The organism is Pseudomonas sp. B21-021 (assembly GCF_024749205.1).
Classification (GTDB): Bacteria; Pseudomonadota; Gammaproteobacteria; order Pseudomonadales; family Pseudomonadaceae; genus Aquipseudomonas; species Aquipseudomonas paraglycinae.
Genome location: NZ_CP087192.1, coordinates 5,294,361 through 5,320,530 on the forward strand (window position 1 = coordinate 5,294,361; position 26,170 = coordinate 5,320,530).

At 59.9% G+C, this 26,170-nt stretch carries 28 protein-coding genes, 1 tRNA gene and 1 pseudogene; 15 read left to right on the top strand and 15 right to left on the bottom strand.

Going from position 1 to position 26,170, the window contains the following annotated elements; genetic code table 11:
• Window positions 1-13: 13 nt before the first annotated feature.
• A complete protein-coding gene (queA, locus tag LOY31_RS23715; RefSeq protein ID WP_258712280.1) occupies window positions 14-1,063 on the bottom strand; it encodes a tRNA preQ1(34) S-adenosylmethionine ribosyltransferase-isomerase QueA in 1,050 nt (349 codons plus the stop codon).
• 108 nt (window positions 1,064-1,171) lie between these two features.
• Between queA and LOY31_RS23720 the strand changes: the two genes are divergently transcribed.
• The 3 genes from LOY31_RS23720 to LOY31_RS23730 all read left to right on the top strand — a co-directional run bounded on the left by LOY31_RS23720 (window position 1,172) and on the right by LOY31_RS23730 (window position 2,154).
• Window positions 1,172-1,256: transfer RNA gene (locus LOY31_RS23720), tRNA-Leu, on the top strand.
• A 93-nt stretch (window positions 1,257-1,349) separates the two neighbouring features.
• A complete protein-coding gene (locus tag LOY31_RS23725; RefSeq protein WP_007956700.1) occupies window positions 1,350-1,679 on the top strand; it encodes a hypothetical protein in 330 nt (109 codons plus the stop codon).
• 109 nt (window positions 1,680-1,788) lie between these two features.
• On the top strand, window positions 1,789-2,154 hold the full coding sequence (locus LOY31_RS23730; RefSeq protein ID WP_085606877.1) for a hypothetical protein: 366 nt from the start codon (window positions 1,789-1,791) through the stop codon (window positions 2,152-2,154).
• Window positions 2,155-2,178: 24 nt separating this feature from the next.
• On the opposite strand, the gene LOY31_RS23735 is transcribed toward LOY31_RS23730, so the two are convergent.
• On the bottom strand, window positions 2,179-2,925 hold the full coding sequence (locus LOY31_RS23735) for a hypothetical protein (protein ID WP_258712281.1): 747 nt from the start codon (window positions 2,923-2,925) through the stop codon (window positions 2,179-2,181).
• 119 nt (window positions 2,926-3,044) lie between these two features.
• On the opposite strand from LOY31_RS23735, the gene LOY31_RS23740 reads away from it, so the two are divergent.
• The 3 genes from LOY31_RS23740 to LOY31_RS23750 all read left to right on the top strand — a co-directional run bounded on the left by LOY31_RS23740 (window position 3,045) and on the right by LOY31_RS23750 (window position 6,256).
• Window positions 3,045-3,398, top strand: a complete 354-nt coding sequence (locus LOY31_RS23740) for a hypothetical protein (protein ID WP_221535347.1) — start codon at window positions 3,045-3,047, stop codon at window positions 3,396-3,398.
• A gap of 120 nt (window positions 3,399-3,518) precedes the next feature.
• Window positions 3,519-4,265 (top strand): hypothetical protein, encoded by a 747-nt coding sequence (locus LOY31_RS23745; protein ID WP_258712282.1) that lies wholly within the window; start codon window positions 3,519-3,521, stop codon window positions 4,263-4,265.
• A gap of 71 nt (window positions 4,266-4,336) precedes the next feature.
• Window positions 4,337-6,256 carry an alkaline phosphatase D family protein gene (locus tag LOY31_RS23750; protein WP_258712283.1) on the top strand — a complete coding sequence of 640 codons (1,920 nt, stop codon included), beginning with the start codon at window positions 4,337-4,339 and terminating at the stop codon, window positions 6,254-6,256.
• Window positions 6,257-6,308: 52 nt separating this feature from the next.
• On the opposite strand, the gene LOY31_RS23755 is transcribed toward LOY31_RS23750, so the two are convergent.
• Window positions 6,309-7,481, bottom strand: coding sequence for an aspartate aminotransferase family protein (locus LOY31_RS23755; RefSeq protein ID WP_221535350.1), 1,173 nt, complete (start codon window positions 7,479-7,481; stop codon window positions 6,309-6,311).
• 102 nt (window positions 7,482-7,583) lie between these two features.
• On the opposite strand from LOY31_RS23755, the gene LOY31_RS23760 reads away from it, so the two are divergent.
• The 4 genes from LOY31_RS23760 to LOY31_RS23775 all read left to right on the top strand — a co-directional run bounded on the left by LOY31_RS23760 (window position 7,584) and on the right by LOY31_RS23775 (window position 10,406).
• Window positions 7,584-8,489, top strand: a complete 906-nt coding sequence (locus LOY31_RS23760; protein WP_221535351.1) for a LysR family transcriptional regulator — start codon at window positions 7,584-7,586, stop codon at window positions 8,487-8,489.
• Window positions 8,490-8,534: 45 nt separating this feature from the next.
• On the top strand, window positions 8,535-8,939 hold the full coding sequence (locus LOY31_RS23765) for a GNAT family N-acetyltransferase (protein WP_221535352.1): 405 nt from the start codon (window positions 8,535-8,537) through the stop codon (window positions 8,937-8,939).
• 64 nt (window positions 8,940-9,003) lie between these two features.
• A complete protein-coding gene (locus tag LOY31_RS23770; RefSeq protein WP_221535353.1) occupies window positions 9,004-9,528 on the top strand; it encodes a DUF6622 family protein in 525 nt (174 codons plus the stop codon).
• Window positions 9,529-9,701: 173 nt separating this feature from the next.
• Complete coding sequence (locus tag LOY31_RS23775; RefSeq protein ID WP_127799796.1) at window positions 9,702-10,406, top strand: hypothetical protein; 705 nt, start codon at window positions 9,702-9,704, stop codon at window positions 10,404-10,406.
• Window positions 10,407-10,475: 69 nt separating this feature from the next.
• On the opposite strand, the gene LOY31_RS23780 is transcribed toward LOY31_RS23775, so the two are convergent.
• The 9 genes from LOY31_RS23780 to hmpA all read right to left on the bottom strand — a co-directional run bounded on the left by LOY31_RS23780 (window position 10,476) and on the right by hmpA (window position 19,361).
• Complete coding sequence (locus LOY31_RS23780; protein WP_007956714.1) at window positions 10,476-10,967, bottom strand: RidA family protein; 492 nt, start codon at window positions 10,965-10,967, stop codon at window positions 10,476-10,478.
• Between the two features lie 230 nt (window positions 10,968-11,197).
• The gene (gene cyoE / locus LOY31_RS23785; protein ID WP_007956716.1) at window positions 11,198-12,085 is read right to left on the bottom strand and encodes a heme o synthase; all 888 of its coding nucleotides are present in this window, start codon (window positions 12,083-12,085) and stop codon (window positions 11,198-11,200) included.
• A 10-nt stretch (window positions 12,086-12,095) separates the two neighbouring features.
• A complete protein-coding gene (cyoD, locus tag LOY31_RS23790) occupies window positions 12,096-12,431 on the bottom strand; it encodes a cytochrome o ubiquinol oxidase subunit IV (RefSeq protein ID WP_007956718.1) in 336 nt (111 codons plus the stop codon).
• Window positions 12,431-13,057, bottom strand: a complete 627-nt coding sequence (locus tag LOY31_RS23795; RefSeq protein ID WP_007956720.1) for a cytochrome o ubiquinol oxidase subunit III — start codon at window positions 13,055-13,057, stop codon at window positions 12,431-12,433. Before LOY31_RS23795 ends, cyoD begins: the two co-directional genes overlap by 1 nt.
• Before the next feature lie 3 nt (window positions 13,058-13,060).
• On the bottom strand, window positions 13,061-15,091 hold the full coding sequence (gene cyoB, locus LOY31_RS23800) for a cytochrome o ubiquinol oxidase subunit I (protein WP_007956721.1): 2,031 nt from the start codon (window positions 15,089-15,091) through the stop codon (window positions 13,061-13,063).
• A gap of 3 nt (window positions 15,092-15,094) precedes the next feature.
• Complete coding sequence (cyoA, locus tag LOY31_RS23805; protein ID WP_085606895.1) at window positions 15,095-16,036, bottom strand: ubiquinol oxidase subunit II; 942 nt, start codon at window positions 16,034-16,036, stop codon at window positions 15,095-15,097.
• A gap of 824 nt (window positions 16,037-16,860) precedes the next feature.
• The gene (locus tag LOY31_RS23810) at window positions 16,861-17,370 is read right to left on the bottom strand and encodes a disulfide bond formation protein B (protein WP_085606897.1); all 510 of its coding nucleotides are present in this window, start codon (window positions 17,368-17,370) and stop codon (window positions 16,861-16,863) included.
• Between the two features lie 25 nt (window positions 17,371-17,395).
• Window positions 17,396-17,956 carry an ester cyclase gene (locus LOY31_RS23815; protein WP_011335845.1) on the bottom strand — a complete coding sequence of 187 codons (561 nt, stop codon included), beginning with the start codon at window positions 17,954-17,956 and terminating at the stop codon, window positions 17,396-17,398.
• A gap of 223 nt (window positions 17,957-18,179) precedes the next feature.
• Window positions 18,180-19,361, bottom strand: coding sequence for an NO-inducible flavohemoprotein (gene hmpA, locus LOY31_RS23820; RefSeq protein ID WP_007956728.1), 1,182 nt, complete (start codon window positions 19,359-19,361; stop codon window positions 18,180-18,182).
• A gap of 163 nt (window positions 19,362-19,524) precedes the next feature.
• Between hmpA and norR the strand changes: the two genes are divergently transcribed.
• The 5 genes from norR to LOY31_RS23845 all read left to right on the top strand — a co-directional run bounded on the left by norR (window position 19,525) and on the right by LOY31_RS23845 (window position 23,808).
• The gene (norR, locus tag LOY31_RS23825; protein WP_258712284.1) at window positions 19,525-21,078 is read left to right on the top strand and encodes a nitric oxide reductase transcriptional regulator NorR; all 1,554 of its coding nucleotides are present in this window, start codon (window positions 19,525-19,527) and stop codon (window positions 21,076-21,078) included.
• A 124-nt stretch (window positions 21,079-21,202) separates the two neighbouring features.
• The gene (locus LOY31_RS23830; RefSeq protein ID WP_007956731.1) at window positions 21,203-22,105 is read left to right on the top strand and encodes a chemotaxis protein CheV; all 903 of its coding nucleotides are present in this window, start codon (window positions 21,203-21,205) and stop codon (window positions 22,103-22,105) included.
• Between the two features lie 27 nt (window positions 22,106-22,132).
• A complete protein-coding gene (locus tag LOY31_RS23835; protein ID WP_085606903.1) occupies window positions 22,133-22,591 on the top strand; it encodes a GNAT family N-acetyltransferase in 459 nt (152 codons plus the stop codon).
• A 62-nt stretch (window positions 22,592-22,653) separates the two neighbouring features.
• Window positions 22,654-22,971, top strand: coding sequence for a hypothetical protein (locus LOY31_RS23840; protein ID WP_007956738.1), 318 nt, complete (start codon window positions 22,654-22,656; stop codon window positions 22,969-22,971).
• 87 nt (window positions 22,972-23,058) lie between these two features.
• Entirely contained in the window at window positions 23,059-23,808 is a 750-nt protein-coding gene (locus tag LOY31_RS23845) for a YkgJ family cysteine cluster protein (protein WP_221535356.1), read from the top strand.
• On the opposite strand, the gene LOY31_RS23850 is transcribed toward LOY31_RS23845, so the two are convergent.
• The 3 genes and pseudogenes from LOY31_RS23850 to LOY31_RS23855 all read right to left on the bottom strand — a co-directional run bounded on the left by LOY31_RS23850 (window position 23,805) and on the right by LOY31_RS23855 (window position 25,769).
• Complete coding sequence (locus LOY31_RS23850; protein WP_408980480.1) at window positions 23,805-24,869, bottom strand: methyl-accepting chemotaxis protein; 1,065 nt, start codon at window positions 24,867-24,869, stop codon at window positions 23,805-23,807. The genes LOY31_RS23845 and LOY31_RS23850 overlap by 4 nt on opposite strands.
• 243 nt (window positions 24,870-25,112) lie before the next feature.
• A pseudogene (locus tag LOY31_RS29565) lies at window positions 25,113-25,394 on the bottom strand (PAS domain-containing protein); the annotation flags it as partial.
• Window positions 25,395-25,541: 147 nt separating this feature from the next.
• Window positions 25,542-25,769, bottom strand: coding sequence for a hypothetical protein (locus LOY31_RS23855; RefSeq protein ID WP_039765632.1), 228 nt, complete (start codon window positions 25,767-25,769; stop codon window positions 25,542-25,544).
• Window positions 25,770-26,170 lie beyond the last annotated feature (401 nt).

Genomic DNA, 26,170 nt, shown 5'->3' on the forward strand with positions numbered 1-26,170 from the left:
CGACAGGTGCGACTCATACGGATTCCTCTGGGCCGCGGGGGGCGGGATTACGGGTGATGAACATCGCATCACCGTAGCTGAAAAAGCGGTATCCGTTATCGACCGCGGCTTTGTAGGCAGCCATGGTTTCCGGATAACCGGCGAAGGCCGAGACCAGCATCAACAGCGTGGATTCGGGCAAATGGAAATTGGTGACCAGCGCATCGACCACATGGAACGGCCGCCCCGGGAAGATAAAGATGTCGGTGTCGCCGCTGAACGGCTTGAGCACGCCATCGCGGGCGGCGCTTTCCAGCGAACGCACGCTGGTGGTGCCGACAGCGATGACTCGACCGCCGCGCTCACGGCAAGCGGCGACTGCATCAACTACGTCCTGACCGACTTCCAGCCACTCGCTGTGCATGTGGTGATCTTCGATCTTCTCGACGCGCACCGGCTGAAACGTGCCGGCGCCGACGTGCAGTGTGACGAACGCAGTCTCGACGCCCTTGGCGGCGATCGCTTCCATCAACGTCTGATCGAAATGCAGCCCGGCGGTCGGTGCCGCCACCGCGCCGAGTTTCTCGGCATACACGGTCTGATAGCGCTCGCGATCCGAACCTTCGTCCGGGCGGTCTATATAAGGAGGCAACGGCATGTGGCCGACGCGATCGAGCAGCGGCAGCACTTCTTCGGCAAACCCCAGCTCGAACAGCGCATCGTGACGCGACAGCATCTCGGCTTCGCCGCCGCCGTCGATCAGGATCTTCGAACCCGGCTTCGGCGACTTGCTGGAACGCACATGGGCCAGCACGCGATGGGTATCGAGCACGCGTTCGATGAGGATTTCCAGCTTGCCGCCGGACTCCTTCTGCCCGAACAGGCGCGCCGGAATCACCCGGGTATTGTTGAACACCATCAGATCGCCCGGGCGCAAATGCTCCAGCAGATCAGTGAATTGACGGTGTGCCAGGGCGCCGCTGACCCCATCCAGGGTCAACAGGCGACTACCGCGACGCTCGGCCAAAGGATGGCGGGCAATCAGCGAATCAGGAAGCTCGAAGGTAAAGTCAGCAACGCGCATGATGGGGTTCGTCTAGCAGGGCCGGAAAGTCTAGCGGAAATATCGAAAATTGACCATGAAACGTGATTGACCAACGGTAGGCACCTCTCTATACTTCGCCGCCATTGAGCCCTGATGGCGGAATTGGTAGACGCGGCGGATTCAAAATCCGTTTTCGAAAGGAGTGGGAGTTCGAGTCTCCCTCGGGGCACCAAAATCAAGAAAGGTCTTGCTTAGCAAGGCCTTTTTTTTCGTCTGTCGGAAAGTGCCGCTGGCCCTCCGGCGAGATCTCACACAGGTTCACCCCATGGAAACGTCACTGGAAACCGTCGCCCTGTTCTCCCTGAAACTCGCGTACGAGGAAGAAGGCCTGAGCCCGATTCTGCGGGATGACATGGTCATGGGCGACTATCAGAAAGACGTGTTCGAATTGCTGGTGCGCCGAGGTGATGTCGAGACGATCCAGTTCAAGATGAACGAATGCCTGGCGCTGGCGATGGATGCGTTGGGTGGCGTCGAGAAACCGTTGGGGCGGGAACTGCACAAGTTGTCGACGGACTTCAGTCAGGCGCAGTCGCTGGAGCAGCTGGATCAGCCGCTGCTCGCGCTCAAGGGTTATTTGAAGGACATTCTTTAAGCTACGCAGATGAAGAAAGTGGCGCGAAGCTTCTATTTTGATATCTTGCCGTCCACTCGCTAGAGGCCTGTCTCCGCCTCTGTTATCGCGCACTCGGGAATAGACCAAAATGGATGCTGTGTTGTGTTTGCTGGTGATGGCTGGAACCTGGCTGTGGGTGGTGAAGCAACGGGGTGAGTGGAACCTGTTGCTGGCCAACCTTGCCGGCGCCGGAAGTGGCGTGGTTACCGGCATTGTGTTCACGCTGATTTACGACGCAGTCATTGGTACGTCGATGGCGACACCCAACCTGCATCGCAGTCTGGTGGTGTTCATCACCAGCGCGGGCGTTCTGGCGGGGGTATGGCTGTGGATTGCCAATCGCCGTCAACCCGAACACCCGATTGCACGCCAGTTGCTCGGCGCGGTGTGTGGCCTGGCCGCGGGCATGGCGACCCTGCTGTTTCTGGCGGTGAATTATTTCCCCCAGACGTGACTGGACGGCGTGACTGTTTTGCGGTCAGCGCCGAGCCTTCAACACCCGAATCTCAGTAGGAAACCCATCCGCCCCCACCAGTTTCTTCCAGCCCACATACTGAAACTCGCCCCGCTCATCGATGTAATCACCCTTCTCAACCGACCTGCCACCGACAATCGCCACGCGCTTTTCCTCACCACACCCGCCATCCGACGGCCGAACGGTGTAGATCACATACGGCTTCACATATTGCGTGGCACGAAAGTATTGGCCGCAGACTTCATCGACGGTAATCAACATGGTTTTCAGGCGTGCTTCGCCGTCCATGTCTTCGTGGAGTTTGAGGAAGGAGATTTCGCCGACATCGCTGTAGCCGAGTGAACGGGCACGTTGGTATTCGGGGGAGTTCTGGTGGGCGATCCGGCCTTGCTCGGCAGCCTGGTTCATTCTGTCGGCGAACTCGGCTTTGCCACGGGCAATCATCGCATCGGCCTCGGCCGCCACGTTTTCGCATTGAGCGAATTCCCCGGAGGCGAGGTACTGGGGAGGCAGGTTTGGGCGGTGCTCATTCATGCTCCCCAGGCTGTTCTCCAGATCGCCCGTCACCTCAAAGGCGCCGGGCACGCGACCGCTTTGGACGTCGGCCATTTTTTCCTGCATGCGCTGACAGTTGGCGAGGTAATACTTCCAGCTGTTTTCCGGGTGCTCTTTCCAGGCAGCGAATGCCGGAGTCAGCGTGGTAGCAAGGACGAACGCACAAAACAGACGGCAGGTTTTGAGAGCAGGCATGAGTAGTCCATTACGGAGATGAAGTCAGTGGCGCGACGCTACTATTTTGCTATCTTGCCGTCCACTGTCGAGCAAGCTGCCAAGGGCCTGATCAACACCGATTCCGAAGGAAGAATGCGATGGAAATAGCCGTTATGTTTTTTGCCTGGGCGGCCATGTGGGTATGGGTCGTCAGGCAACGTGGTGCCTGGAATCTGATCCTCGCCAATGTGCTCGGTGCCGCCAGCGGCATGATGGTAGGCGTGGTGGTCTCGGAGTTTTACATTCGCCTGTTCGGGGCGGACCGGCCGCCCATACCCGGGCTAATGGGCACAGTGCTGCAGATGCTGACAACCGCTGCGGCGCTGGTGGGTGTATGGATGCTGGTATCCCATCGATCGCGGGTCGAACATCCTGTTGCGCGTCAGCTACTGGCAGGCCTTTGCGGCACCGTGGCCGGCCTGACAACATTCATGTTTTTTGCACTCAAATAATTTTGCCGGCGTTGAATGCGATGGTTGCTGTAGCAGCGGATGTCTATTTTGCTATCTTGCCGCCCATCTCAGCACTGCGAGCGCTGAATTCAGGTTTTGCAGGTTTAAGGAAAGGATCGAATGGAGTTTTTGCGTTTTCTGGCATTTGTCGCGGCCTGGGGTTTCATGTGGCGCTGGGTGGTGAAAAACCGCGGCAGCTGGAATCTGTTTTACGCCAACCTGGTCGGTGTCGCGGGCGGTTTCATTGTTTCGATGGTGGTGCTGGCGATCACTTTTTCATTGTTCCCGTCGGCGCATCGCTACGAAGCCGCGCAGACTGAAAACGTCGTGGCACAGCAGCAAGCCGAACCGACCTCGTTGCTGCCGGAAGCCGAGGCAGTTGCAAGTCCTGCTGCGCTGAAAGATGCGCCGGTGTTTGCCGCTATCGAGCCGGACAACAAGCCCTCTCCAGCGGATTCCGCGCTGCTGCCGAACTACGCCAGTCGCGCGCCGAAGACGATGTCGGTGCAAACCGTGATCGACCAGAGTGACGATGAGGGACGCAAGGCCCTGACGGCACTGAGCAAAAAACTGCGCGCCGATGCGCAGGGCGACAAGTCAATGCTCGCGTATGTCATGTGCAGCCCGTTCGTGACCAGCACCTTGCGCTTCCCTGCGTCTGCCCGGTTTGCCGACAGCAAAAGCCTGACGCCGCAACGCTTCAAGGATCAGGTCTACACCTTCAGCAACACCGTCACCGCGCGGAACATGAATGGCGACGATGTGACGTACCGCTTCGACTGCTCCGTACAGGAACAGCCACGAGTCGACGCGACACCTGCCGAATGGCGCCTGCTGGCGCTGAAGCTGGAAAAAACGGGCTCTTAAGCCTGGTTTAAGGGTTCGAGGCGCCGGCTGCGCTATCATCGCCGGCCTGTGCGCCTTGAGCTTTTCCCCCGATGCCTCCGACACCTGATGACCTGAGCCCGTTGCCTGCTGTTCTGGCCGGGCCACTGCTGCGCCGACTGGAACCAACGCGCTTAGTGTTTTGGCTGGTCGGCAGCCGCGAACTGTCGTTGACCTTGCGCCTGCAAGGCGTAGGAGACATTCCACTGGGTGCCGGGAAATGCACGGTCATTCCGGTAGGCACCCGGGCGTTTGTTCACCTGATCGACGTTCCGCTGGAAACCGCCCTGCCCTGTGACACCCGCATCGACTACGACCTGTTGATCGATGGCCAGCAGCCCATCGCCGACTGGGCGCCGCACCTGCTCTACGACAACGCCACCAGCCCGAACTTCGTCCTGCGTTCTCGCATCGACCAGTTGCTGCACGGTTCCTGCCGCAAGCCCCATCACCCGGCCGCCGACGGCCTGCTCTGCGTTGACCGGTTGCTGGCCGCCGAAACCGATCCGCAGCAACGTCCCGCCCTGTTGATGATGAGCGGCGATCAGGTTTACGCCGACGACGTTGCCGGCCCGATGTTGCGGGCAATTCATGCCCTGATCGAGCGCCTCGGTCTGTTCGGTGAGCACCTCGAAGGCGCGGTGGTCAGCGACAGCGCGAAGCTCTATGAACATCCGGCCAGCTACTACCATCGTGCGGATTTGCTGCCGGCACTCGAGAGCAACGAGACATTGCGCGAGCGTTTCTTCGGCGGTGCACGCAAGCCGATTTTCACCAGCAGCAGCGCCGACAATCACCTCGTGACGTTTGCCGAAGTCATGGCGATGTATTTGCTGGTGTGGTCGCCAACCCCTTGGACACTGGTCAATCCGCAGCCGCCAGCACTGACGCCTGAACGCCTCAAGCGCTATGCCCTCGAACAGACTCGCATCGACGGATTCAAGGCCGGCCTCGGCCAGGTGGCCCGGGCATTGGCGCACTTGCCGAGCCTGATGATCTTCGATGACCACGACATCACCGATGACTGGAACCTGTCCGCGCAATGGGAGGAAACGGCCTACGGCCACCCGTTCTCCAAACGCATCATCGGCAACGCGCTGATCGCCTACATGTTGTGTCAGGGCTGGGGCAACAACCCGGATGCATTCAGCGCTGTACTGGAGAAAACCCGAGGCCTGAGCGCCAGCGGTGACGACCTCTATCTCGACGCTCCCGTGCAGGACGCATTGATTGAGGAACTGCTGCGCTTTCAGCAATGGCATTTCGTATTGCCGACCAGCCCGGCGCTGGTGGTGCTCGACACTCGCACCCGACGCTGGCGCAGCGAAATGGCGCTCAAGCAACCGTCGGGTTTGCTGGACTGGGAAGCCTTGAGCGAACTGCAGCAGGAACTGCTCGACCATTCTTCGGCGATCATCGTTTCGCCGGCACCGATCTTCGGCGTGAAGCTGATCGAAACCGTGCAGCGAGTATTCAGCTGGTGCGGTTATCCACTGCTGGTGGACGCAGAAAACTGGATGGCCCATCGCGGCGCAGCCCAGGTGATCCTGAACATTTTCCGACACTCGCGTACACCGGGCAGTTACGTGGTGCTGTCAGGCGACGTGCATTATTCCTTCGTCTACGAAGTCCTGATCCGACACCGCAAGGCCGGCCCGCGCATCTGGCAAATCACCAGCAGCGGTATCAAGAACGAGTTCCCGCCTACCCTGCTGGAATGGTTCGACCGCCTCAACCGCTGGCTCTACTCACCACGCTCCCCCCTCAACTGGCTGACCAAACGCCGCCGCATGCGCATCGTCCCATACGTGCCGGAACACGCCGAAGCGGGTGAGCGGCTGTGGAATTCGGCGGGGATTGGTCAGGTGTTTTTCAACCAACAGGGGCAGCCGAACGACATCATCCAGCACAACGCGAACGGCGCACCGAAGACCCGGATGCTGGCGCCGGATTTGTCGGACTATCCTGATTAAATAAAAATGGCTGCCGATAAAACGGCAGCCATTTCAGACGCAACCGGGACAATCAGCTTTCGCCCAGCGCCCGAGCCACCCCTCTGACAATCATCCCCACCTCCCGCTCATCAATCGTCAGCGGCGGCAGCAGCCGGATCGTCTTGCCGCGAGTGACGTTGATCAGCAGTCCATGATCCCGCGCGGCAATCAGTGTCAGGTCGCGAATCGGCTGTTTGAGTTCGATGCCGATCATCAGCCCTTGTCCACGAATCGCCAGCACATTCGGATTGTCCGCCAGCTCTGCACGCAAGCGGGTCAGCAGGCACTCGCCCTGGACCCTGGCATTTTCCAGCAGGCCCTGTTCCTCGATGATCTCGAGCACGGTGCAACCTACCCGACACGCCAGTGGATTGCCGCCGAAGGTGCTGCCGTGGCTGCCGGGGGTGAACAGATCCGCCGCCCGGCCCCGTGCCAGGCAGGCGCCGATCGGCACGCCGTTGCCCAGGCCTTTGGCGAGGGTCATGACGTCGGGAACGATGCCTTCGTGCTGAAACGCAAACCAGCGGCCGGTACGGCCGATGCCGGTCTGGATTTCGTCGAGCATCAGCAGCCAGGCGTGACGGTTGCACAATTCACGCAGGGCCTTGAGGTAGCCAGGCGGCGCCGGTTGCACGCCGCTTTCACCCTGGATCGGCTCGACCAGAATCGCCACGATCCGCTGACCATATTTGCGCTGCACCTGCTCCAGCGCCTGAAGATCGCCGAATGGCACTTTGATGAAATCCCCGGGCAGGTCATTGAAACCCAGACGCACCGCCGGGCCATCGCTGGCGGACAAGGTGCCGAGGGTACGGCCATGAAACGCGTTGGCCATCACCACCACCAGCGGCTGTTCGATGCCTTTGCGCCAGCCGCACAGACGCGCCAGTTTCAGCGCGGTTTCGTTGGCCTCGGCACCGGAGTTATTGAAGAACGCCCGCTCCATCCCCGCCAGCCGTGTCAGCTTCTGCGCCAGCGATTGTTGCCAGTCGATGCTGTAGAGATTGGAGGTGTGCAGCAACAATCCCGCCTGCTCACTGATCGCCGACACGATGCGCGGGTGCGAATGGCCGACATTGGTCACCGCCACGCCCGCCACCGCGTCCAGATATTCGCGGCCCGCCTGATCCCAGAGTCGGGTGCCCAGGCCTTTGATGAAGCTCAAATCCAGAGGTTGATAGGTGTTCATCAGGGCGGCGGTCATGTCGGCAAACTCCAGCGAGGTGAGAGGTGCTGGCAGTATGGTTATCCACCTGAACTGGATAAACTCGGCAAAACTTCAATCATTTAAAAGCCGGGCTTGATAATGGATTTATTCCAGTCGATGAGCGTGTACGTCAAGGTTGTGGAGTCCGGCAGCATGACGGCGGCCGCGCTGCAGTGCGAAATGTCCACGACCATGGTGGGCAATCACCTGCGGGCGCTGGAGCAAAGGCTCGGCGTGCAACTGTTGCAACGCACCACCCGCCGTCAGCGACTGACTGAGTTCGGCAGCGTTTACTACCAGCGCTGCCTGGAGGTATTAGGTCTAGTCGCCGACTCCGAACGCCTCGCCGAGCAGACGCTGGATGAACCGCGCGGCATTCTGCGGGTTACTGCGCCGCTGACCTTTGGCGTTGAACGCCTGGCCCCGGCGCTCAGTGAATTTTCCCTGCAATGTCCGCAGGTCAAACTCGACGTGATCCTGACCAACCGCCGTCCGGATCTGCTGGAAAGCGGTCTCGACGTGGCCTTCCGACTGGGCCACTTCGACCAGTCCAACCTGATCGCCCGCCCGCTGATCGACTACACCCTGACGGTCTGCGCCTCCCCGGAATACGTGGCCCGACGCGGCATGCCACTCACGCCTGAAGAGCTGCGTCAGCACGACTGCCTGTCCTTTGCCTATCCCGCCGGTGACGACTGGCAATCGGTGGAAAAGCAGTGGCGCCTCAGCGGCCCGGAGGGAGAAATCATGGTCGACGTCAAAGGCCCGATGCTGATCAACAGCTCCGCCGGCCTGCATCAAGCCGCGCGCACCGGCATGGGCATCGTGATGCTGCCGGACGCGCTGGTGGAACAGGACCTGCGCGACGGCAGACTGGTCGTGGTGATGCCGGACTATCAGCCGCCGAACCGCCCGATGCATCTGCTTTACGCGCCGGATCGCTATCGGTTGCCTAAACTGCGTCGCTTCGTCGAGTTCGCCATGCAGATGTGGGGCAGACCGTAGGCAACGCGACTACTGTTGGAAATACACCAGGGACGGAATCAACGAATGAACAAAGGCATTTCAATACGCGACCTCCTGCCCACGGAAGTGGAGGCAGCAAGGCAGTTTCTAGAACGGCACGGCTGGGGCCATCGCACCGGCACCGCCGAACATTTCGCACAGCTTGTTCAGAACTCTCAGCGCACGGCCGTTGCATTGAGCGGCCAGCAGATTGTCGGTTTCGCCCGTGGCATCACCGATGGCTTGTCCAACGGCTACCTGTCGATGGTCGTGGTCGACGGGCAACACCGGCGCGCGGGCATCGGGCGGGCGCTGGTCGAACATGTGATGGGCGATAACAGCGACATTACCTGGGTTCTGCGTGCCGGGCGCGAAGGTGCGGAAGCGTTTTTTGCCAGCCTGGGGTTTGAAACGTCGGTGATCGCGATGGAGCGTTTGCGGCTGAAATAGCCGACGGTTACTGTGACCCCGGCTATGCTCCACCCTCCTCCTTTTCCAGCATGGATGCTGCGCAATGCTCACGATTCTGCAAAACACTCCGATACGGGTTTACCTGATTTTTCTGCTGCTGGTTTATTTCGGCATCAAGGCGTTCTCTCCCCGCCGCGAAAGCCGTGCCTCGATGCTGATAACGCCCCCGGCGTTTTTGGCGTGGTCGCTGTATTCCCTGAATTTGACGATCAGCCCGGCGCTGTTTTTGAGCATATGGTTCGCCGCGCTGTTGCTGGGCGGTCTCTCGGCCTGGCTGGTGTTCTCTCGGCGGGGCGTGGTGCTAGACGACTCTGCGAAAGGGCTGATCATGCCGGGCACGGTAAAAATCCTGATCATGTACCTGATGTTCTTTTCCGCGAACTACTACTTCGGTTACCAGAATGATGTGAATCCGGAGCGTTCCGCGTCCCCGGACATGCTGCTGCTCAAGGCCGGCATTTCGGGGTTCATGTGCGGCCTGATCAGCACCCGCTCTCTGAAACTCTACTGGACGCTGCGTGGCCTGACGTCCCGGCGGCTACCGGAGAACGCTGTCGCCAATGAATGAGCCAAGGCACGCGCGGTGTCTGGTTGCCCCTCACAAATCATCCGGATAAAAAATCGGCACCGCCGGCCCCTTGCTCCGTGACAACGCCGCCGCGCTCCCCTAAATTAGTCGGCCTGAAAAAGCCCCCCGCGCTTTCTCGTCTCATCTCAAGTTAAAAAAGTAGTGAAATTTCAATGTCCGATTTCAACACCGCTGAATCCGTAGTCACTCTGTCGTCCAAAGCGGAATACGAAAACTCCATCAATCTTTCACAACACATCCCACAGGCGAAGATCATCAGCGAGATGGTGCTGGACGCGTTCCAGTCGAGCCGCGAGAGCGATCAGATCCGCGAACTGCGCGCCGCGATCCGTCAGGCCCACGACCGCTTCGATGACGACCAGGCCTACGAGCTGATGGGCGAACTCAAGCGCCTGAAGGACGCCGAAGCCGCCGACATCGCCGCCCTCGAAGACCTCAGCAGCAAGTTCCCGATCAGCCGCATCCTGTCGAGCTTCAAGGACGATCCGGCGTTCCAGGAAATCGTCTACGGCCTGGCCCTCAAGGTTCTGAACCAGACTCACCAAGCGATCAGCAGCCCGAGCGGCGGCAAGAGCAAGGCCGCACGCGCCAAGAAAGACGTCGAAGTGTTCAGCATCAGCAAGGACGGCATCAGCGTGACCCTGCCAATGCGCACACCGCGTTCGCGCCTGAGCGTGGATCGCGAGGCACTGGAGTTCCTCGGCTTCACCTTCGTCGGTGAAGGCGAAGAGGCGGAAATCGAAGGCGAAACCTTCGTCGACAACGCCGGCACCGAGCACGCGATCAACCGCAAAAACATCATCACCGCGCTGCAACAGCAGACCGCGTTTGATGGCTACAGCATCGCCGCCCAGTAATACCGGCGCTGACGAAAAAGCCCCGCTCTGAAATTCAGGCGGGGCTTTTTGTTGTCCGCAGATTGGCGGTTATGCCGATGGGTGCACGGCGGCAATCATGTCGACTTCGATGGCTGCGTTTTTCGGCAACTGATAGACGCCGACGGTGGTGCGGGTGTGCCGCCCGACATCGCCCAACACATAACTGAATACATCCGATGCACCGTTGGCGACTTCGCTGAGGTCAACGAAATCCGGCGTGGACTTCACGTACACCGTGACCCGCAACAACGACCTGACCTTGTCCAGCGAACCGACTGCATCGACGATAAAGGCCAGACAACGCATCGCGCTGATACTCGCCGCGGCCTGCGCATCCTTGAGCGTCAGCTCCTGCCCCACCCGCCCCGGATACTGAATCTTGCCCTCGGTGCGCGGCACCATGCCGCTGATGTAAATCTCGTCGTGATGACGGATCAACGGCGCGTAATTGCCACCCACCGTGTTCTCACCGTTGATGTCGTAGTTCAGCTCTTTTGCCAGGGCAATGAAGCGCTCGTCGCAGGTCATCCTCTCAGTCATTTCGCCCAGCCTCTTGATCGATGCATGTAGTTGGATCCGAATCTAGGGCTTTTGCCTATCGACCGCAACCTGTCGATTTCTAGCTAGTCGTTTCGAGGGAATGGCTGATTACCCCACCCTTTTGGGAGAGAGTCTGTTCGCGACAAAGGACGTCGTTTATCCATCATCCGAGCAACAAAAAACCCCGCTCATCTCTCGATGAACGGGGTTTCTCGTACAACGTTCGAACCTTACGGCGCGTACGTCAGCAGCAGCTCGGTCGGCACCTTGAAGTCCAGGGACATCATGACGCTCAGCGCGGTGATTGTGAAGATCGAGAACACGAACAGCTTGCGTGCCCAGACCGTGTCATCCACCGCCTTGTAGCCGGTCCAGGCCATGTACAGCCAGTACATGCCCATGGCCGCGGCGACGGCGAGGTAGCTCATGCCGGCGTAACCGCTGAAGGTCAGCATCAAGGTCGCCACGAGGAAGGCCAGGATGTAGATCAGGATGTGCTTCTTGGCCACCTGGATTCCGCGCTTCACTGGCAACACCGGAATCGATGCGGCCAGGTAATCGTTGAAGCGGAAGATCGCGATGGCGTAGGAATGCGGCATCTGCCACAGGCTGAACATCACCAGCAGGGTCAGCGCGGCCATGTCGAAGCTGTTGGTCACGGCCACGTAACCGATCACCGGCGGCATGGCGCCCGACAGACTGCCCACCAGCGTGCCGTGAACCGACTTGCGCTTGAGGTACAGGCTGTAGAAGCCGACGTAGATGATGAAGCCGATCACGGCGAACAGGGCAGCCAACGGGTTGGCCACCTTGTACAGCAACGCAACGCCGGCGACACCCAGGACGGTCGCATAGACCAGGGCCAGTTTCAGGGAGATCAAGCCCTGGACCAGCACCCGGTTCTTGGTGCGTTCCATCTTCAGGTCGATGTCGCGGTCGATGCAGTTGTTGAACACGCAACCGGAGGCCACAACCAGGGAAGTGCCGATCATGGCTGCCAGAAACACGGCCAGATCGACATGCCCTTTCGAGGCCAGGAAGAACCCGCCTGCCACAGAAAGCACGTTACCGAAAATGATCCCCGGTTTGGTGATTTGGATAAAGTGCTTGAGCGACATCGGGTTTACCTCACTTCGCCATCATGTAGGTGTGGATGCTGAACATGATCCACAGCGACAGACCGACCAGCAGCACGATCACGATGGCCGTAAAGACGAACGCAATCACGTTGTTACGTTGAGCGATGGAACGGTCCAGGTGCAGGAAGTAATACAGGTGAACGATCACCTGGATCACGGCGAACAGCAGGACGATTGCCAGCGTCGTCGACTTCGGCAGGGTCGGGAACATCACCAGACCGAACGGGATGACGGTCAGGATTACCGACAGGATGAAGCCAATGGCGTACGACTTTACGCTGCCGTGGCCAGCATCATGGCTGTCATGGGAGTGTGCATTAGCCATTACAGGGTCCCCATCAGGTAAACAACGGTGAATACGCAGATCCACACCACGTCCAGGAAGTGCCAGAACAGGCTCAGGCAGCTCAGACGGGTCTTGTTGGTCGCCGTCAGGCCGTGCTTGTTGACCTGGTACATCATGATGCCCATCCAGATCAGACCGGCGGACACGTGCAGACCGTGGGTACCGACCAGCGTGAAGAACGCCGACAGGAAGCCCGAACGGCTAGGACCGAAGCCCTCGGAGATCAGCAGGTGGAACTCGTTGATCTCCATGGCGATAAAGCCTGCGCCGAGCAGGAAGGTCATGAACAACCAGCCCAGAACCTGCTGCTTTTTACCTTTGTACAACGCCAGCATGGCGAAGCCGTAGGTGATCGAACTGAACAACAGCAGAGCGGTTTCGCCCAGCACGTATGGCAGTTCGAAGATGTCGTGGCCCGACGGGCCACCGGCGACGTTGTTTACCAGCACCGCGTACACCGCGAAGATCGACGCAAACAGAATGCAGTCGGTCATCAGGTAGAGCCAGAAACCGTATACGGTCATCTCGCCCGAGTCGTGGTGATGGTCATCGTGCCCATGGTCATGACCATGGGCGTGTCCAGCATTGGTCACTAAGTTCGACATTGTTTAAGCCTGTTCCAACTTGGTTTCAACACGGGTTGCGGAAGCAGGGATCTTCCCGGCCGCTACCAGACGCTTGTGCTGCTCGGCTTCGATGCGCTCGATTGTTTCAACCGGCACCATGTAGCCCTGATCGTCACGTGCTGCGTGGATCACGAAGTAGATGACAGTGCCGGCCAGGCTGGCGATCGCCAACCACCAGATGTGCCAGATCATCGCGAAACCGAACACGGTCAGCAGTGCGCCCATCACCACGCCAGTGGCGGTGTTGTTCGGCATGTGGATCGGTTCGTACTTGGCTGGTGCCTTGTACGCAGTACCGTTTTCCTTGGCCTCGGTGAACGGATCGATGCAGTCTGCTTTTGGCAGTACAGCGAAGTTGTAGAACGGAGGTGGCGACGAGGTCGACCATTCCAGGGTATGGGCATTCCACGGGTCACCGTGTTCGCACATGTTTTCCGGCTTGTTGCGGTCACGCACCGACACGTACAGCTGGATCAGCTGGCAGGCGATACCCACAGCGATCATCACCGCACCAAACATGGCAACGTACAGGTACGGTACCCACTCAGGGTTGGTGGTAGCGTTCAGACGACGGGTCATGCCCATGAAGCCCAGAGCGTAGAGCGGCATGAACGCGACGAAGAAGCCCGAGATCCAGAACCAGAACGCTGCTTTACCCCAGCCTTCGTGCAGCTTGAAGCCGAACGCTTTCGGGAAGTAGAAGCCGAAGCCTGCGATGTAGCCGAATACCGCGCCGCCGATGATCACGTTGTGGAAGTGAGCGATCACGAACAGGCTGTTGTGCAGAACGAAGTCAGCACCCGGGATGGCCAGCAGTACGCCGGTCATGCCGCCGATGGCGAAGGTCACCATGAAGCCCAGGGTCCACAGAACCTGGCTGGTGAAGCGCAGACGGCCCTGGTAGATGGTGAACAGCCAGTTGAACAGTTTCACACCCGTCGGGATGGAAATCAGCATCGTCGCCAGACCGAAGAAGGCGTTGACGCTGGCACCCGAACCCATGGTGAAGAAGTGGTGCAGCCAAACCATGAAGCCCAGTACCGAGATCGCGCCCGAGGCGTAGATCATCGAGTGGTGGCCGAACAGTTTCTTGCCGGTGAAGGCCGAGATGACTTCCGAGAAAATGCCGAACGCCGGCAGGATCAGGATGTAAACCTCAGGGTGGCCCCATGCCCAGAACAGGTTGACGTACATCATTGGATTGCCACCAAGTTCATTGGTGAAAATGTGGAAATCCATGTAACGGTCAAGGGTCAGCAGTGCCAGGGTAGCGGTCAGGATCGGGAACGAAGCCACGATCAGAACGTTTGCCCAGGTGCAGGTCCAGGTGAAGATCGGCATGTCCATCAGTTTCATGCCAGGGGTACGCATTTTCAGCACGGTCGCGAGGAAGTTAACCCCCGTTAACGTTGTACCCAGACCCGATAGCTGTAGCGCCCAGATGTAGTAGTCCATCCCCACGCCAGGGCTGTATTGCAGACCCGACAGCGGTGGATAGGCAACCCAGCCGGTCTTGGCGAATTCGCCGACGCCCAGGGACAGGTTGATCAGCACGACGCCGGACACCAGCAGCCAGAAGCTCAGGGAGTTCAGGAACGGGAACGCAACGTCACGCGCGCCGATCTGCAGCGGCACTGCAAGGTTCATCAGGCCGGTGAAGAATGGCATCGCCATGAAGATGATCATGATCACACCGTGAGCGGTGAAGATCTGGTCATAGTGTTCAGGTGGCAGGTAGCCAGGCGAACCCTCGGTGGCCATGGCCAGCTGGGTACGCATCATGATGGCGTCGGCAAAACCGCGCAGCAGCATGACCATGGCGACGATGATGTACATCACGCCGATTTTCTTGTGGTCGACCGACGTCAGCCACTCGGTCCACAGGTAAGTCCACTTCTTGAAGTAGGTGATTGCAGCGAACAACGCCAGACCACCGAGCGCGATCATCGAGATGGTGACCATCACGATCGGCTCGTGGAAAGGGATCGCTTCCCAACTTAATTTACCAAACATCGTTTACTCCTCTGCCCCGGCAGCTGAATGCGAATTCGAGTCCATATCCGTTGCCGCCACTTCTTTCTCTTTCTTCTCGTGCTTCAGCGGCTTGCCCGGTTTCATGCCTTCGTACTTGTCGACGATGGTCTGGAACAGGTTCGGCGTGACCGAGGAGTAGAGCTCGACTGGATTGTTCTGGCTTGGCTTGGCAAGGGCTGCGTATTCAGCTGGTTCAAGCTGTTTAGGTGCCTTTTTGACTTCACTTACCCAGGCGTCGAAATCTTCCTGAGAAGTTGCGATCGCTTTGAATTTCATACCGGTGAAACCAGCGCCGCTGTAGTTGGCGGAGATACCGTCCATTTCAGCGTTGCGGTCAGCGATCAGGTGCAGCTTGGTGGTCATGCCCGCCATCGCGTAGATCTGGCCGCCCAGGCCCGGAATGAAGAACGAGTTCATCACCGCGTCCGAAGTGATCCGGAAGTTAACTGGCGTGTGCGCCGGGAACACGATCTTGTTGACCGTGGCGATGCCTTGTTCCGGGTAGATGAACAGCCACTTCCAGTCCAGCGCGACCACTTCGATGGTCACAGGCTTGACGTCGGATTCGATCGGACGATACGGATCCAGCGAGTGGGTCGACTTGTAGGTGATGTAACCCAGGGCAATGATGATCAGGACCGGGATGGTCCAGACTGCCACTTCGATCTTGGTCGAGTGCGACCATTTCGGGGTGTAGACGGCGTTCTTGTTGGAGGCGCGGTACTTCCAGGCGAACAGGAAGGTCATGACGATGACCGGCACAACGACCAACAGCATCAGCAGCGTGGCGGTGATGATCAGGTTGCGCTGTTCCAGGCCGACCTGGCCCGTTGGATTGAGCAAGGTCATGTTGCAGCCTCCCAGCAACAACGTGCCGAGCAGCGGCACTAGGCCTAGTAATCTGGGGTACCTGTTTTTACTCATCTCACGACCTCTAAAGCAGCTTGCGCAATGCAGTTGGGTTTTGATCGCCAACACTTCACCCTGCCAAGGGTTGGCATTTTCTTTGGATTGAATAAGGGCCGCCCGTCGCGCGTCAGACGCTCGACAAAACCTGGGACAGCGGTCAGTTCTTATTCGAATTCGTGGTCAAAGGCCTTGTTACAGACCAATTCCATTTGGTGCGGAAAGTTGGAAGGCACCGACACCTGGGTGTCTCGCAAGCCTCTCGGCTGCTCGACACCCGACTTCCTGCTCGCCTCCTTAATAAAGGCTGAACAGTGCCGGGAATTCAGTGCGGGCGATTGTAGATAGGTAGCGCCCTATACACCATGTCTTATCCCGAAATAATTTTTATCGCTCTGAGCAACAATCCATCACCGTTTTTGCAAAAGTTCCGCATGTTATCGAAATCGATTCTCAACAAAAACACCAAAAAATGTAGGTCTATCGGCCTCAGTTCAGACAGCTCCGAGGGCTTTTTCCCACGGCGCGATCCGCGCAAAGCCCGATATGCCAAGGCTTTTGGCCATCTGCCGGAGTCTGTTAAAACTGCCTGATCCGGCACACGCGTGCAAAAACCGACAAACGCTGAAACAGACCAATCCTTTTTTGTAACAGCACTCCAATCCGGGCCTGTGAAACGAGCTGCGACACGGCCTGTGTGACAACATGTCGCACACCTGTCGCACCCTTCCTTGCCGTTCGTCACGGTGTTTTCACACAGACCCTGAAATGCAAAACGCCTCGAGTTGCGTCACCGCAAATCGAGGCGTTTGTTTTATCGGCGCAGGCGCCGAAAAGTTGATTCAGCGCAACGCTTTTCGGTTACGCGAGGTCAGCAGCGGCACCAGGATCACCACCAGCACGAAAGCCACCAGCGCCCATTGCGCCAGCGACAGGCCGAGGATCGGCGGGTACGGCGTCGAGCAGAAACCGTCGACCTGGAAGCCCAGCGGGAAGATCTTCGCCAGCGGCAGGTCATCGACGATCGGCTGCAACACATCGATGCCGCAGCTCACCGCCGGATAGAACTGGGTGTACACGTGATGCCCGGCGACAGCGGCCCCGGCGATGGCACAAATCACCACCAGAACCTCGAACACCGTGATGCTGCGTCGGGTGCGCATGGCCGCGCCGATGAACGCGAACAGCGCGATCAGCAGCAACGCATAACGCTGCAGGATGCACAGCGGGCACGGCGCCTCGCCCAGCACGATCTGCATGTACAGCGCGCCGCCGATCAGCGCCAGGCAGATGATGCCCAGCAACACCAGATAGCGCCGCTCACGTCCCAATCGAATCGTTTCCTCGCTCATCGCGTTTCCCTTTCATGTCCATGGTTCAGCTGGCCGGCGGCTGCGCTTGCAGTTGCGCCATCAGGCTGATGTTGTCTTCGATATGCCAATTGGCCGCGATGCGACCGTTGTCGATCTGATAGATATCGGTTGCCCGGAAGTCTACACGCTGGCCCTGCCCTTTGAGAGCCTTGAACGTGCCGGTGAAATGCCCGCGAAAGTGCAGATGCACCACCACGCGATCCCCGGCGACGATCATTTGCTCGATCTCGCAACTCAAGTCCGGCACCGCCGTACGAAAGAACTTCGACGCCAGCAACGGCCCTGTCGGCCCTTGCACCCGGCCTTCCGGCGGGGTCTTGTCGACGAACTGCGGCGACAGGGCGGCGGTGGCCAACGCCTCTTCGCCCGTGTTCCAGAAACTGCCGTAACGCCGCGCCGCCAGTTCCATCGCATCACGCTGGGCCTTGGGCAGGCTCTGATCGACGATCAGGGTCTGGGGTTCGATCAAGGCGGATTCGGCGAACGCGAACGGACTGGACAACAAGGCAACCGACAGGCCCAAAGTGGCCAGGCTGAAACGACGGGAAGAGGCGAAGTGCGACATGGGGGCGATCCTGATCATGTAAACGAACGAGCGCCTATCATCAGCATCGGGGAATAAACGATAAACCGGTTAAGAAACGATTAACCTTTAAACAGAATTTAAGAATCAGGGCCGTGTAACGGCCAATCGTCGGATCGCCGCCCGGAGCAGGCTCGCTCCCACATTTGAATGCATTTCAATGTGGGAGCGAGCCTGCTCGCGATGAAGGCGACTCGGTTCCGGATTATTCCAGAGCAGCAGCCGGCCCGAAGAACTCATACCGGCTCTGCTTCTCCGGCACACCCAACGCCTTCAGGTGACGCTTGATCGCTCCCATGAAACCTTTCGGCCCAAGGAAGTAAGCGTCCACATCACGCTCCGCCGGCAGCCACTCGCCCAGTTGCTCTTCACTTAACAACCCGACCTTGTCCGCCGCCGGGCTCACGCCGTCATCTTCGGCATAGCAATAGAAGCGCTTGAGCTGCGGATGACGTGCAGCCAGACCATCGATCCAGTCACGGAACGCATGCACGCTGCCGTTGCGCGCACTGTGGATGAAGTACACCGGACGCTCGGTTTCCAGCGCCGCTTCCAGCATCGCCAGCGTCGGAGTGATGCCGACGCCGCCGCTGATCAGCACCAGCGGTTTGTCGCTGGCAGTCAGGGTGAACTCGCCCGATGGCGGGAACAGCTGAATGCTGGCGCCGACATGCAGTTGATCGTGCAGGTAATTGGAGGCACGGCCGCCCGGTTCGCGTTTGACGCTGATACGGTACTGGCCTTTGTTGGCCAGAGCCGACAGCGAGTAGTTGCGGCGAATTTCTTCGCCGTCGAGGATCAACTTCATGCCGATGTATTGGCCTGGTTCGGCTGCGAGGATCGGGCCCTTGTCCGCCGGCTCGAAGTAGAACGAAATGATTTCCGCGCTCTCCTCGACCTTGGCCGCGACGATGAACTCCCGCGCCCCGCGCCAGCCGCCGACGGCTTGCTCTTTCTGGTCATAAATGGCGGTTTCGGCGCCGATCAGGATCTCGGCCAGTTGACCGTAGGCAGCGCCCCATGCGCTCATCACTTCTGGCGTGGCGATTTCTTCGCCGAGCACTTCGGAGATCGCGCGCAGCAGGCAGGTGCCAACGATCGGGTAATGTTCCGGCAGGATCTGCAACGCCACGTGCTTGTTGATGATCTTCGCCACCAGATCGCCCAACTGGTCGAGTTGATCGATGTGACGGGCGTACATCAACACGCCGTTTGCCAGGGCGCGGGGCTGATCACCGCTGGCCTGGTGGGCCTGGTTGAACAGCGGGCGGACTTCCGGGTACTCGGAGAGCATCATGCGGTAGAAATGGGTGATCAGCGCTTCACCGCCGCTTTCCAGCAGAGGCACAGTGGATTTGACGATGGCACGATCCTGGACGCTAAGCATAAGGGTAACTCCTGAGCTTTCTCTAAAAGTGCCTTATCCATTCCAGTATTCGTGCCAACTATTTTTTCTATATAAATCAATAGCTTGAAAATTATGTAGTCAGATCGACACAAGCCACTCTATAGTCGCTTGGACTACAACGTGTCTCTTTGACTACAAGCCTATGTCCGCCAAATCATTGCTCACCGCCCTGCTACCACTGGTCTCCGACCTGTCCCGCGAACTGCCCGAAGGCGAGCGCTATCGACGCCTGCTCGAAGCCATGCGCGCCTTGCTGCCCTGCGATGCCGCCGCACTGTTGCGCCTCGACGGTGAATGGCTGGTGCCGCTGGCTGTCGACGGGCTGAGCACCGATACCCTTGGCCGCCGCTTCAAGGTCAGCGAACACCCGCGTTTTGAAGTGCTGCTGGCCGGCGAAGGGCCGACCCGTTTCGCCGCCGACAGCGATCTGCCCGATCCGTATGACGGACTGGTCGACGGCCTCGACGATCATCTAGAAGTTCACGATTGCCTCGGTTGTCCGTTGTTCGTCGATGAAAAACTCTGGGGCCTGATCACCCTCGACGCCCTCGATCCGGAGCGTTTCGAGCCGATCGAACTCGACGCCTTGCAAGCCTTCGCCAGCCTCGCTTCGGCCACGGTGAACGCCGCCGAACGCATCGAACGCCTGGCCATCCGTGCCGAGGACGAACACCAGCGCGCCGAGGTCTATCGTCAGGCCAGCGGCCAGCAGAATCGCGAAATGATCGGCCAGAGCAAGGCGCATAAGCGGCTGGTGGAAGAAATCAATCTGGTCGGCGGCAGCGACCTGACCGTGCTGATCACCGGGGAAACCGGGGTCGGCAAGGAACTGGTGGCCCAGGCCATTCACGCCGCTTCCAAGCGCGCCGACAAACCGATCATCAGCCTCAACTGCGCGGCCCTGCCGGACACGCTGGTGGAAAGCGAACTGTTCGGCCACGTGCGCGGCGCCTTCACCGGCGCCACCAGCGACCGGCGCGGCAAGTTCGAACTGGCCAACGGCGGCACGCTGTTTCTCGATGAAGTCGGCGAGTTGTCGCTGACCGTCCAGGCCAAGCTGTTGCGGGTTTTGCAGAGCGGCCAGTTGCAGCGTCTGGGTTCGGACAAGGAACATCAGGTCGACGTGCGCCTGATCGCCGCGACCAACCGCGACCTGGCCGAAGAAGTGCGCAGCGGCCGCTACCGCGCCGACTTTTACCATCGCCTCAGCGTGTACCCGTTGCGGGTGCCGGCGCTGCGTGACCGGGGTCGCGATGTGTTGTTGCTCAGCGGCTATTTCCTGGAACAGAACCGCTCGCGCATGGGCCTCAACAGCCTGCGCCTGAACAGCGACGCCCAGGAGGCGCTGCTGGCCTACACCTGGCCGGGCAACGTGCGGGAACTGGAGCATTTGATTGGGCGCAGCGCACTGAAGGCGCTGGGCAACTGCAAGGTGCGGCCGAAGATTCTCAGTCTGAGCGCCATGGATCTCGATCTGCCGCGCGAGGTCGTGGATAACTCGCCGGCGCCGTCCGAAGCGACTGCCGCCCCGCCATTGATCAGCGGCGATCTGCGTGCAGCCACCGAGCAATATCAGCGGCAGTTGATCAGTGCAGCGCTTGAACGCAATCAGGACAACTGGGCCAGTGCCGCGCGTGAATTGGGACTGGATCGGGCGAATCTGGGGCGGATGGCGAAGCGCTTGGGGATGAAATAAAAGTCCCGCCGTCGGATTGGCGCCAGAATCTCTAAAGCCTGCCGGTTACAAGTCGATAACCCGGCATCGATACCTGCTGGCGATCCGTGCGATTGCCGCTCACCTTTTTCCACAGAAGGTTTTTATGTCTTCCAACAAAGCCCGCGCAGATTCACTTTCGCTTCTGCTGTTTACCTTGCGCAGCGGCAAGCTGATGGCGATCAACCTGCTGAAGGTCAGTGAAATCATCCCCTGCCCGCCGCTGACCAAACTGCCGGAGTCGCACCCGCACGTCAAAGGCATCGCCACTTTGCGCGGTGCTTCGCTGTCGGTGATCGACTTGAGCCGCGCCATCGGCGAGCGTCCGCTGGAAGACCCGAACGGCGGTTGCCTGATCGTCACTGACGTCAGCCGCTCGAAACAGGGCCTGCACGTGCAGGCGGTGAGCAAGATCGTGCATTGCCTGACCACCGACATCAAACCGCCGCCGTTCGGTTCCGGCGGTTCGCGCGCCTACATCACCGGCGTGACCTCGGTGGACGGCACGCTGGTGCAGGTGCTGGACATCGAAAAAGTCATCCACGGCATCGCCCCGGCGCAGATCGAAATGGCCCCGACCGAGCTGAGCATGGAAGACGCCGAAGTGCTGGGCAACGCACGGATTCTGGTGGTCGACGACAGTCAGGTGGCGCTGCAGCAATCGGTGCACACCCTGCGCAACCTCGGCCTGCAATGCCACACCGCCCGCAGCGCCAAGGAAGCCATTGACTGCCTGCTGGACCTGCAAGGCACGGCGCAGCAGATCAACCTGATCGTCTCCGACATCGAAATGTCCGAGATGGACGGCTACGCCTTCACCCGCACCCTGCGCGAGACGCCGGACTTCGCCCACCTCTACGTGCTGCTGCACACCTCGCTGGACAGCGCGATGAACAGCGAAAAGGCCCGCCTCGCCGGCGCCAACGGCGTGCTGACCAAGTTCTCCTCGCCAGAGCTGACCCATTGCCTGATCGAAGCGGCCAAATTCGTCGCGGCCCAGGGCCACTGAGTCTTGAGCGAGACGTTTTGCTTCCTGATGCGGCGCGACCTGAGCCAGGACGTGCCGGCCATCGAATGGCCGAACGGCATCGAACTCACCACCTACAGCGCCGAACGCGCGTCCGACGTGCATGAACTGATGCAAATCGGTTACCGCGAAGGCGGTGGTCGGGTGCCGGCGCTGGACGTCTGGCAACAGCAGTTTGAAAACGATCCGGAATACGATCCGGCACTGTGTTTCATCGCCAGCGATGCCGACGGCGTCATCGGCGTGGCGCAATGCTGGACCAGTTCCTACATCAAGAACCTGGTGGTGCATCCTCGCGCCCAAGGACGTGGATTGGGTCGGGCTTTGCTGCTTCATGCATTCAAGGCGTTTCAGGATCGACGCGAAGGATTTGTCGACCTGAAGGTGCTGGAGAGCAATCAGCGAGCGCAGCGCTTGTACGAAATGTCTGGAATGTATGTGGTTCGCCGGGAACTGGTGCCGGACTGACAAACTAAAATCCTGCGGCATACTCCAAACTTGGCGATCAAACCTCCAAGGATGCCCGAACCATGAAACGCCTCGCCCTCTCCGTGCTTTGCCTCATCGCCCCGCTGGCCCACGCCTCCAGCCCCGATGCCTGGGCAGCCTACGACAAAACCGTGCTCGCCAGCTGCACCAAGGCCAGCGGCCTGAAAAACGCCAAACCGGTCGGCAACGCCGCGCAATTCGATGACCGCGTCGGCTACACCGCGCTGTTGCTGCAAGGCCAATACCCGCAAAAACACATGAAGGGCCAGCAAGGCACCGAGCTGTGCCTGTACAACAAAAAGTCGAAAACCGCGTTCGTCACCGAATGGGACTCGATCCGCCCGACCGCCAAACCCTGAGCGAATGGCGCACAACTTGCTTCACTCCGGGCCTGTACGGCGGCTTTATGTCGCCGATTCATACCCTGATTGAAGATTGCCCGCTCAATGAATACGACCTTTTCCTGCGTAGGTTGCGGCAAATGCTGCACCGATCACCATGTGCCCCTGACCCTGGCCGAAGCCCGCATGTGGGCGGCCGACGGCGGTCAGGTGATCGTGCTGGTGGAGGCGTTTCTCGCCAACGGCCTGGGTCTGCCGGAACAGCAGCGCGAACATGCACAACGGCGTTCGGCGGTGGTGCGCAGCGGATTGTCCGACGCCCATGTGGCAATCACCTTCGCCGCCTACAACGTCGGCCCCTGCCGGAATCTTGACGAAGACAAGCTGTGCCGCATCTACGAACGCCGGCCGCTGGTGTGCCGCATCTATCCCGCCGAAATCAATCCACACATCCCGCTCAACCCTGCGGCCAAGGACTGCCCGCCGGAGTCGTGGGAGCAAGGGCCGGACCTGATCGTCGGCGGTGAACTGGTGGATCAGGAACTGGTGACGCTGATCCAGCGCTCGCGTCAAGCGGATCGCGATGACATCCGGATCAAGGATGCGATCTGCGGCTTGCTCGGCATCCGCACCACCGCGCTCAAGGGCGACGGATTCACCGCGTACCTGCCGGACATGGGCGCGTTTGCCTCGGTGATCGATCAGGTCACGGCGCAGCCATTGAGCGAAGTTTCCAGCGAATGGCTGTTCCATGTCTCCGGCGACGACATCGCCGGACAAGTGCGGGCGGCCGGGGCACAAGTGGTGTCCGAGCCGCCGCAGACCTACGCATTCATCTCACTGCGGGCGGCCTAAGCGCCCTGCCGCCGCCCCCAGAACTCCCGCGCCAGCGAACGCAAATCCCCCGCCAGCCCCGCCACATCCTGTGAGTTGAGCTGGCTCTGGCGCCCCTCATCCACCGTCAATTCACACGCTGTGCGAATACTGACGATGTTGCGGTTGATGTCCTCGCTCACCGCGCTCTGTTCTTCAACCGCTGCCGCAATCTGCAGACTCATCTCGGTGATCTGCTCGACCCGCCCGCTGATCCCGTCCAATGCCCGGGCCGCAAGCTGCGCCTGTTCGACGCTGTTATCCACATGCTCGCTGCTCTGCTGCATCACCAGCACCGCATCCCGCGCGCCGTTTTGAAGGGTGCTGATCATCCGTTGAATCTCGTTGGTCGACTGCTGAGTGCGCTGGGCCAGGCCACGCACCTCATCGGCGACCACCGCAAACCCGCGCCCGGCATCCCCGGCCCGCGCCGCTTCGATCGCCGCGTTGAGCGCCAGCAGATTGGTCTGTTCGGCGATGCTGCGAATCACCTCCAGCACCCCGGAAATCTCGCTGCTGTGGCCTTCGAGCTGATGAATCACCTCGGTCGCCCGCCCCAACTCCTCGGCCAGCCGCAACACCGCACTGCGACTCTCACCCACCAGCAGATGCCCCTCACGGGTCTCCGTCCCCGCCATATCGGCCGCCACCGACGCCTGCTGCGCATGGCTGGCGACCTCGGCCACACTGGCCGCCATCTGATGAATCGCCGCCGCCACCTGATCGGTTTCCGCCTGCTGCGCCAACGTACTGGTGTGACTGCTGTGCAAATGATCCACAAGCTGCGCCGCATGTCCGGCCAATCGCTGCGAGGCATCACCGATACGCCCCACCACCGCACCGACCTGCGCTTCGAGCATCTGCAAGGCAAACTCGATCTGCCCAAACTGATCCCGCCGCCCGGTATAAATGCCCTGACTCAACGGGTTGTCGGCAATCAGCCGCGCACGCTCGGTCAGACGTTCCAGCGGCCGCAATAACCAACCCACGCCCAGCGCACACGCACCACTGCCGGCCACCAGCACAGCAGCTTCGATACCCATGGACTCAGGCCGCAGCCAGGCCTCAATCCCCAGCATCACCGCCAGCACCGAACTGGTCAACGCCATGATCTTCGCCTGCAAACTCAGGGTCGGCAGCCGCTGCCACCGCGCCACCCGCCCCTCGCGCAACTGCGCATACGCCCCCTCCGCCGCCGCAATCTGCCGCGCATCCGGCCGCGTGCGCACCGACTGATACTCCACCGCCGCACCGTTCTGCGTGACCGGCGTGACATAGGCACTGACCCAGTAGTGATCACCGTTTTTGCAACGATTCTTCACCAGCCCCATCCACGACCGCCCGCGCTTGAGCGTCTGCCACATATGGGCAAACGCCTGCGCCGGCATGTCCGGATGGCGCAGCAAATTGTGCGGCGCACCCAGCAGCTCGTCGCGGCTGTAACCGCTGATCTTGATGAAGTCGTCGTTGGCGTAGGTGATCGCGCTGGTCAGATCGGTGGTCGAGAGAATGTTCGCATCCGGCGCAACATCGACATTGCGCCCGGTCACCGGGAGATTGATCTTCATGGAAAGCGCGCTCGTTTTATTGGAAAGAGTCGGCAGGGCTGCTGACTCTAAGCGCACTAACTGGTTAAACGTTGATCTGGCTCAGGAACTGAGCAATTAGCCATCACTGTGACCGAAAATCACAGCGACGGCCGAGGCGGGAATGAATCAGCGCTTGCCCATCGAACGGCGAGTGCCCGACGGCGCCACACCCGGAATCTTGGCGTGACGATCACCGTCCTTGCCCTTGAACTGCGGCTGCTTCGCCGCTTTGGCAGCCGCCAGCTCACCTGGCTTGAACGGAAACTTGAACGCAGGAATGGTCGGCTTGGATTCGCCGGCCTCGGCCAGCTCTGCCGGGACATCGCTCACAGCGTTGTCGATTGGGGAAGTCATGAAAGCTCCGCGAAGCAAAAAGTCCGGCCCGGTGGACGAGCCGCGAAAGCGCGCAGTATACCTGCGTGCGTGGAGTTTAAAGAGTCCCCAAAAGGATACGACCAGGGCCTTTTTGGGATAGGTCGACTAACGGACCACCTCTCCCGATCAACCCAAAAGCACTACAGCAACAAACGGTACACCCAACACATTTCCAAACATCCGAAAATGGAACGCGGAGCGTCCCGGGCTGCATTCCCACGCGGAGCGTGGGAACGATCAAGCAGTAAGCAGTCGCTTTCCGCTTTCCGCTTTCCGCTTTCCGCTTTCCGCTTTCCGCTTTCCGCTTCTCGCTTCTCGCTTCTCGCTTCCCACCACTCAACACAATGAGCGTTAGCTCGAGTACCGCTCTTGACGTGCCG

Excerpts from the sequence above, each read along its gene's own strand:
- queA (WP_258712280.1), bottom strand. The coding sequence starts at position 1,063 with ATGCGCGTTGCTGACTTTACCTTCGAGCTTCCTGATTCGCTGATTGCC.
- LOY31_RS23725 (WP_007956700.1), top strand. The coding sequence starts at position 1,350 with ATGGAAACGTCACTGGAAACCGTCGCCCTGTTCTCCCTGAAACTCGCG.
- LOY31_RS23730 (WP_085606877.1), top strand. The coding sequence starts at position 1,789 with ATGGATGCTGTGTTGTGTTTGCTGGTGATGGCTGGAACCTGGCTGTGG.
- LOY31_RS23735 (WP_258712281.1), bottom strand. The coding sequence starts at position 2,925 with ATGCCTGCTCTCAAAACCTGCCGTCTGTTTTGTGCGTTCGTCCTTGCT.
- LOY31_RS23740 (WP_221535347.1), top strand. The coding sequence starts at position 3,045 with ATGGAAATAGCCGTTATGTTTTTTGCCTGGGCGGCCATGTGGGTATGG.
- LOY31_RS23745 (WP_258712282.1), top strand. The coding sequence starts at position 3,519 with ATGGAGTTTTTGCGTTTTCTGGCATTTGTCGCGGCCTGGGGTTTCATG.
- LOY31_RS23750 (WP_258712283.1), top strand. The coding sequence starts at position 4,337 with ATGCCTCCGACACCTGATGACCTGAGCCCGTTGCCTGCTGTTCTGGCC.
- LOY31_RS23755 (WP_221535350.1), bottom strand. The coding sequence starts at position 7,481 with ATGACCGCCGCCCTGATGAACACCTATCAACCTCTGGATTTGAGCTTC.
- LOY31_RS23760 (WP_221535351.1), top strand. The coding sequence starts at position 7,584 with ATGGATTTATTCCAGTCGATGAGCGTGTACGTCAAGGTTGTGGAGTCC.
- LOY31_RS23765 (WP_221535352.1), top strand. The coding sequence starts at position 8,535 with ATGAACAAAGGCATTTCAATACGCGACCTCCTGCCCACGGAAGTGGAG.
- LOY31_RS23770 (WP_221535353.1), top strand. The coding sequence starts at position 9,004 with ATGCTCACGATTCTGCAAAACACTCCGATACGGGTTTACCTGATTTTT.
- LOY31_RS23775 (WP_127799796.1), top strand. The coding sequence starts at position 9,702 with ATGTCCGATTTCAACACCGCTGAATCCGTAGTCACTCTGTCGTCCAAA.
- LOY31_RS23780 (WP_007956714.1), bottom strand. The coding sequence starts at position 10,967 with ATGACTGAGAGGATGACCTGCGACGAGCGCTTCATTGCCCTGGCAAAA.
- cyoE (WP_007956716.1), bottom strand. The coding sequence starts at position 12,085 with ATGTCGCTCAAGCACTTTATCCAAATCACCAAACCGGGGATCATTTTC.
- cyoD (WP_007956718.1), bottom strand. The coding sequence starts at position 12,431 with ATGGCTAATGCACACTCCCATGACAGCCATGATGCTGGCCACGGCAGC.
- LOY31_RS23795 (WP_007956720.1), bottom strand. The coding sequence starts at position 13,057 with ATGTCGAACTTAGTGACCAATGCTGGACACGCCCATGGTCATGACCAT.
- cyoB (WP_007956721.1), bottom strand. The coding sequence starts at position 15,091 with ATGTTTGGTAAATTAAGTTGGGAAGCGATCCCTTTCCACGAGCCGATC.
- cyoA (WP_085606895.1), bottom strand. The coding sequence starts at position 16,036 with ATGAGTAAAAACAGGTACCCCAGATTACTAGGCCTAGTGCCGCTGCTC.
- LOY31_RS23810 (WP_085606897.1), bottom strand. The coding sequence starts at position 17,370 with ATGAGCGAGGAAACGATTCGATTGGGACGTGAGCGGCGCTATCTGGTG.
- LOY31_RS23815 (WP_011335845.1), bottom strand. The coding sequence starts at position 17,956 with ATGTCGCACTTCGCCTCTTCCCGTCGTTTCAGCCTGGCCACTTTGGGC.
- hmpA (WP_007956728.1), bottom strand. The coding sequence starts at position 19,361 with ATGCTTAGCGTCCAGGATCGTGCCATCGTCAAATCCACTGTGCCTCTG.
- norR (WP_258712284.1), top strand. The coding sequence starts at position 19,525 with ATGTCCGCCAAATCATTGCTCACCGCCCTGCTACCACTGGTCTCCGAC.
- LOY31_RS23830 (WP_007956731.1), top strand. The coding sequence starts at position 21,203 with ATGTCTTCCAACAAAGCCCGCGCAGATTCACTTTCGCTTCTGCTGTTT.
- LOY31_RS23835 (WP_085606903.1), top strand. The coding sequence starts at position 22,133 with ATGCGGCGCGACCTGAGCCAGGACGTGCCGGCCATCGAATGGCCGAAC.
- LOY31_RS23840 (WP_007956738.1), top strand. The coding sequence starts at position 22,654 with ATGAAACGCCTCGCCCTCTCCGTGCTTTGCCTCATCGCCCCGCTGGCC.
- LOY31_RS23845 (WP_221535356.1), top strand. The coding sequence starts at position 23,059 with ATGAATACGACCTTTTCCTGCGTAGGTTGCGGCAAATGCTGCACCGAT.
- LOY31_RS23850 (WP_408980480.1), bottom strand. The coding sequence starts at position 24,869 with ATGGGTATCGAAGCTGCTGTGCTGGTGGCCGGCAGTGGTGCGTGTGCG.
- LOY31_RS23855 (WP_039765632.1), bottom strand. The coding sequence starts at position 25,769 with ATGACTTCCCCAATCGACAACGCTGTGAGCGATGTCCCGGCAGAGCTG.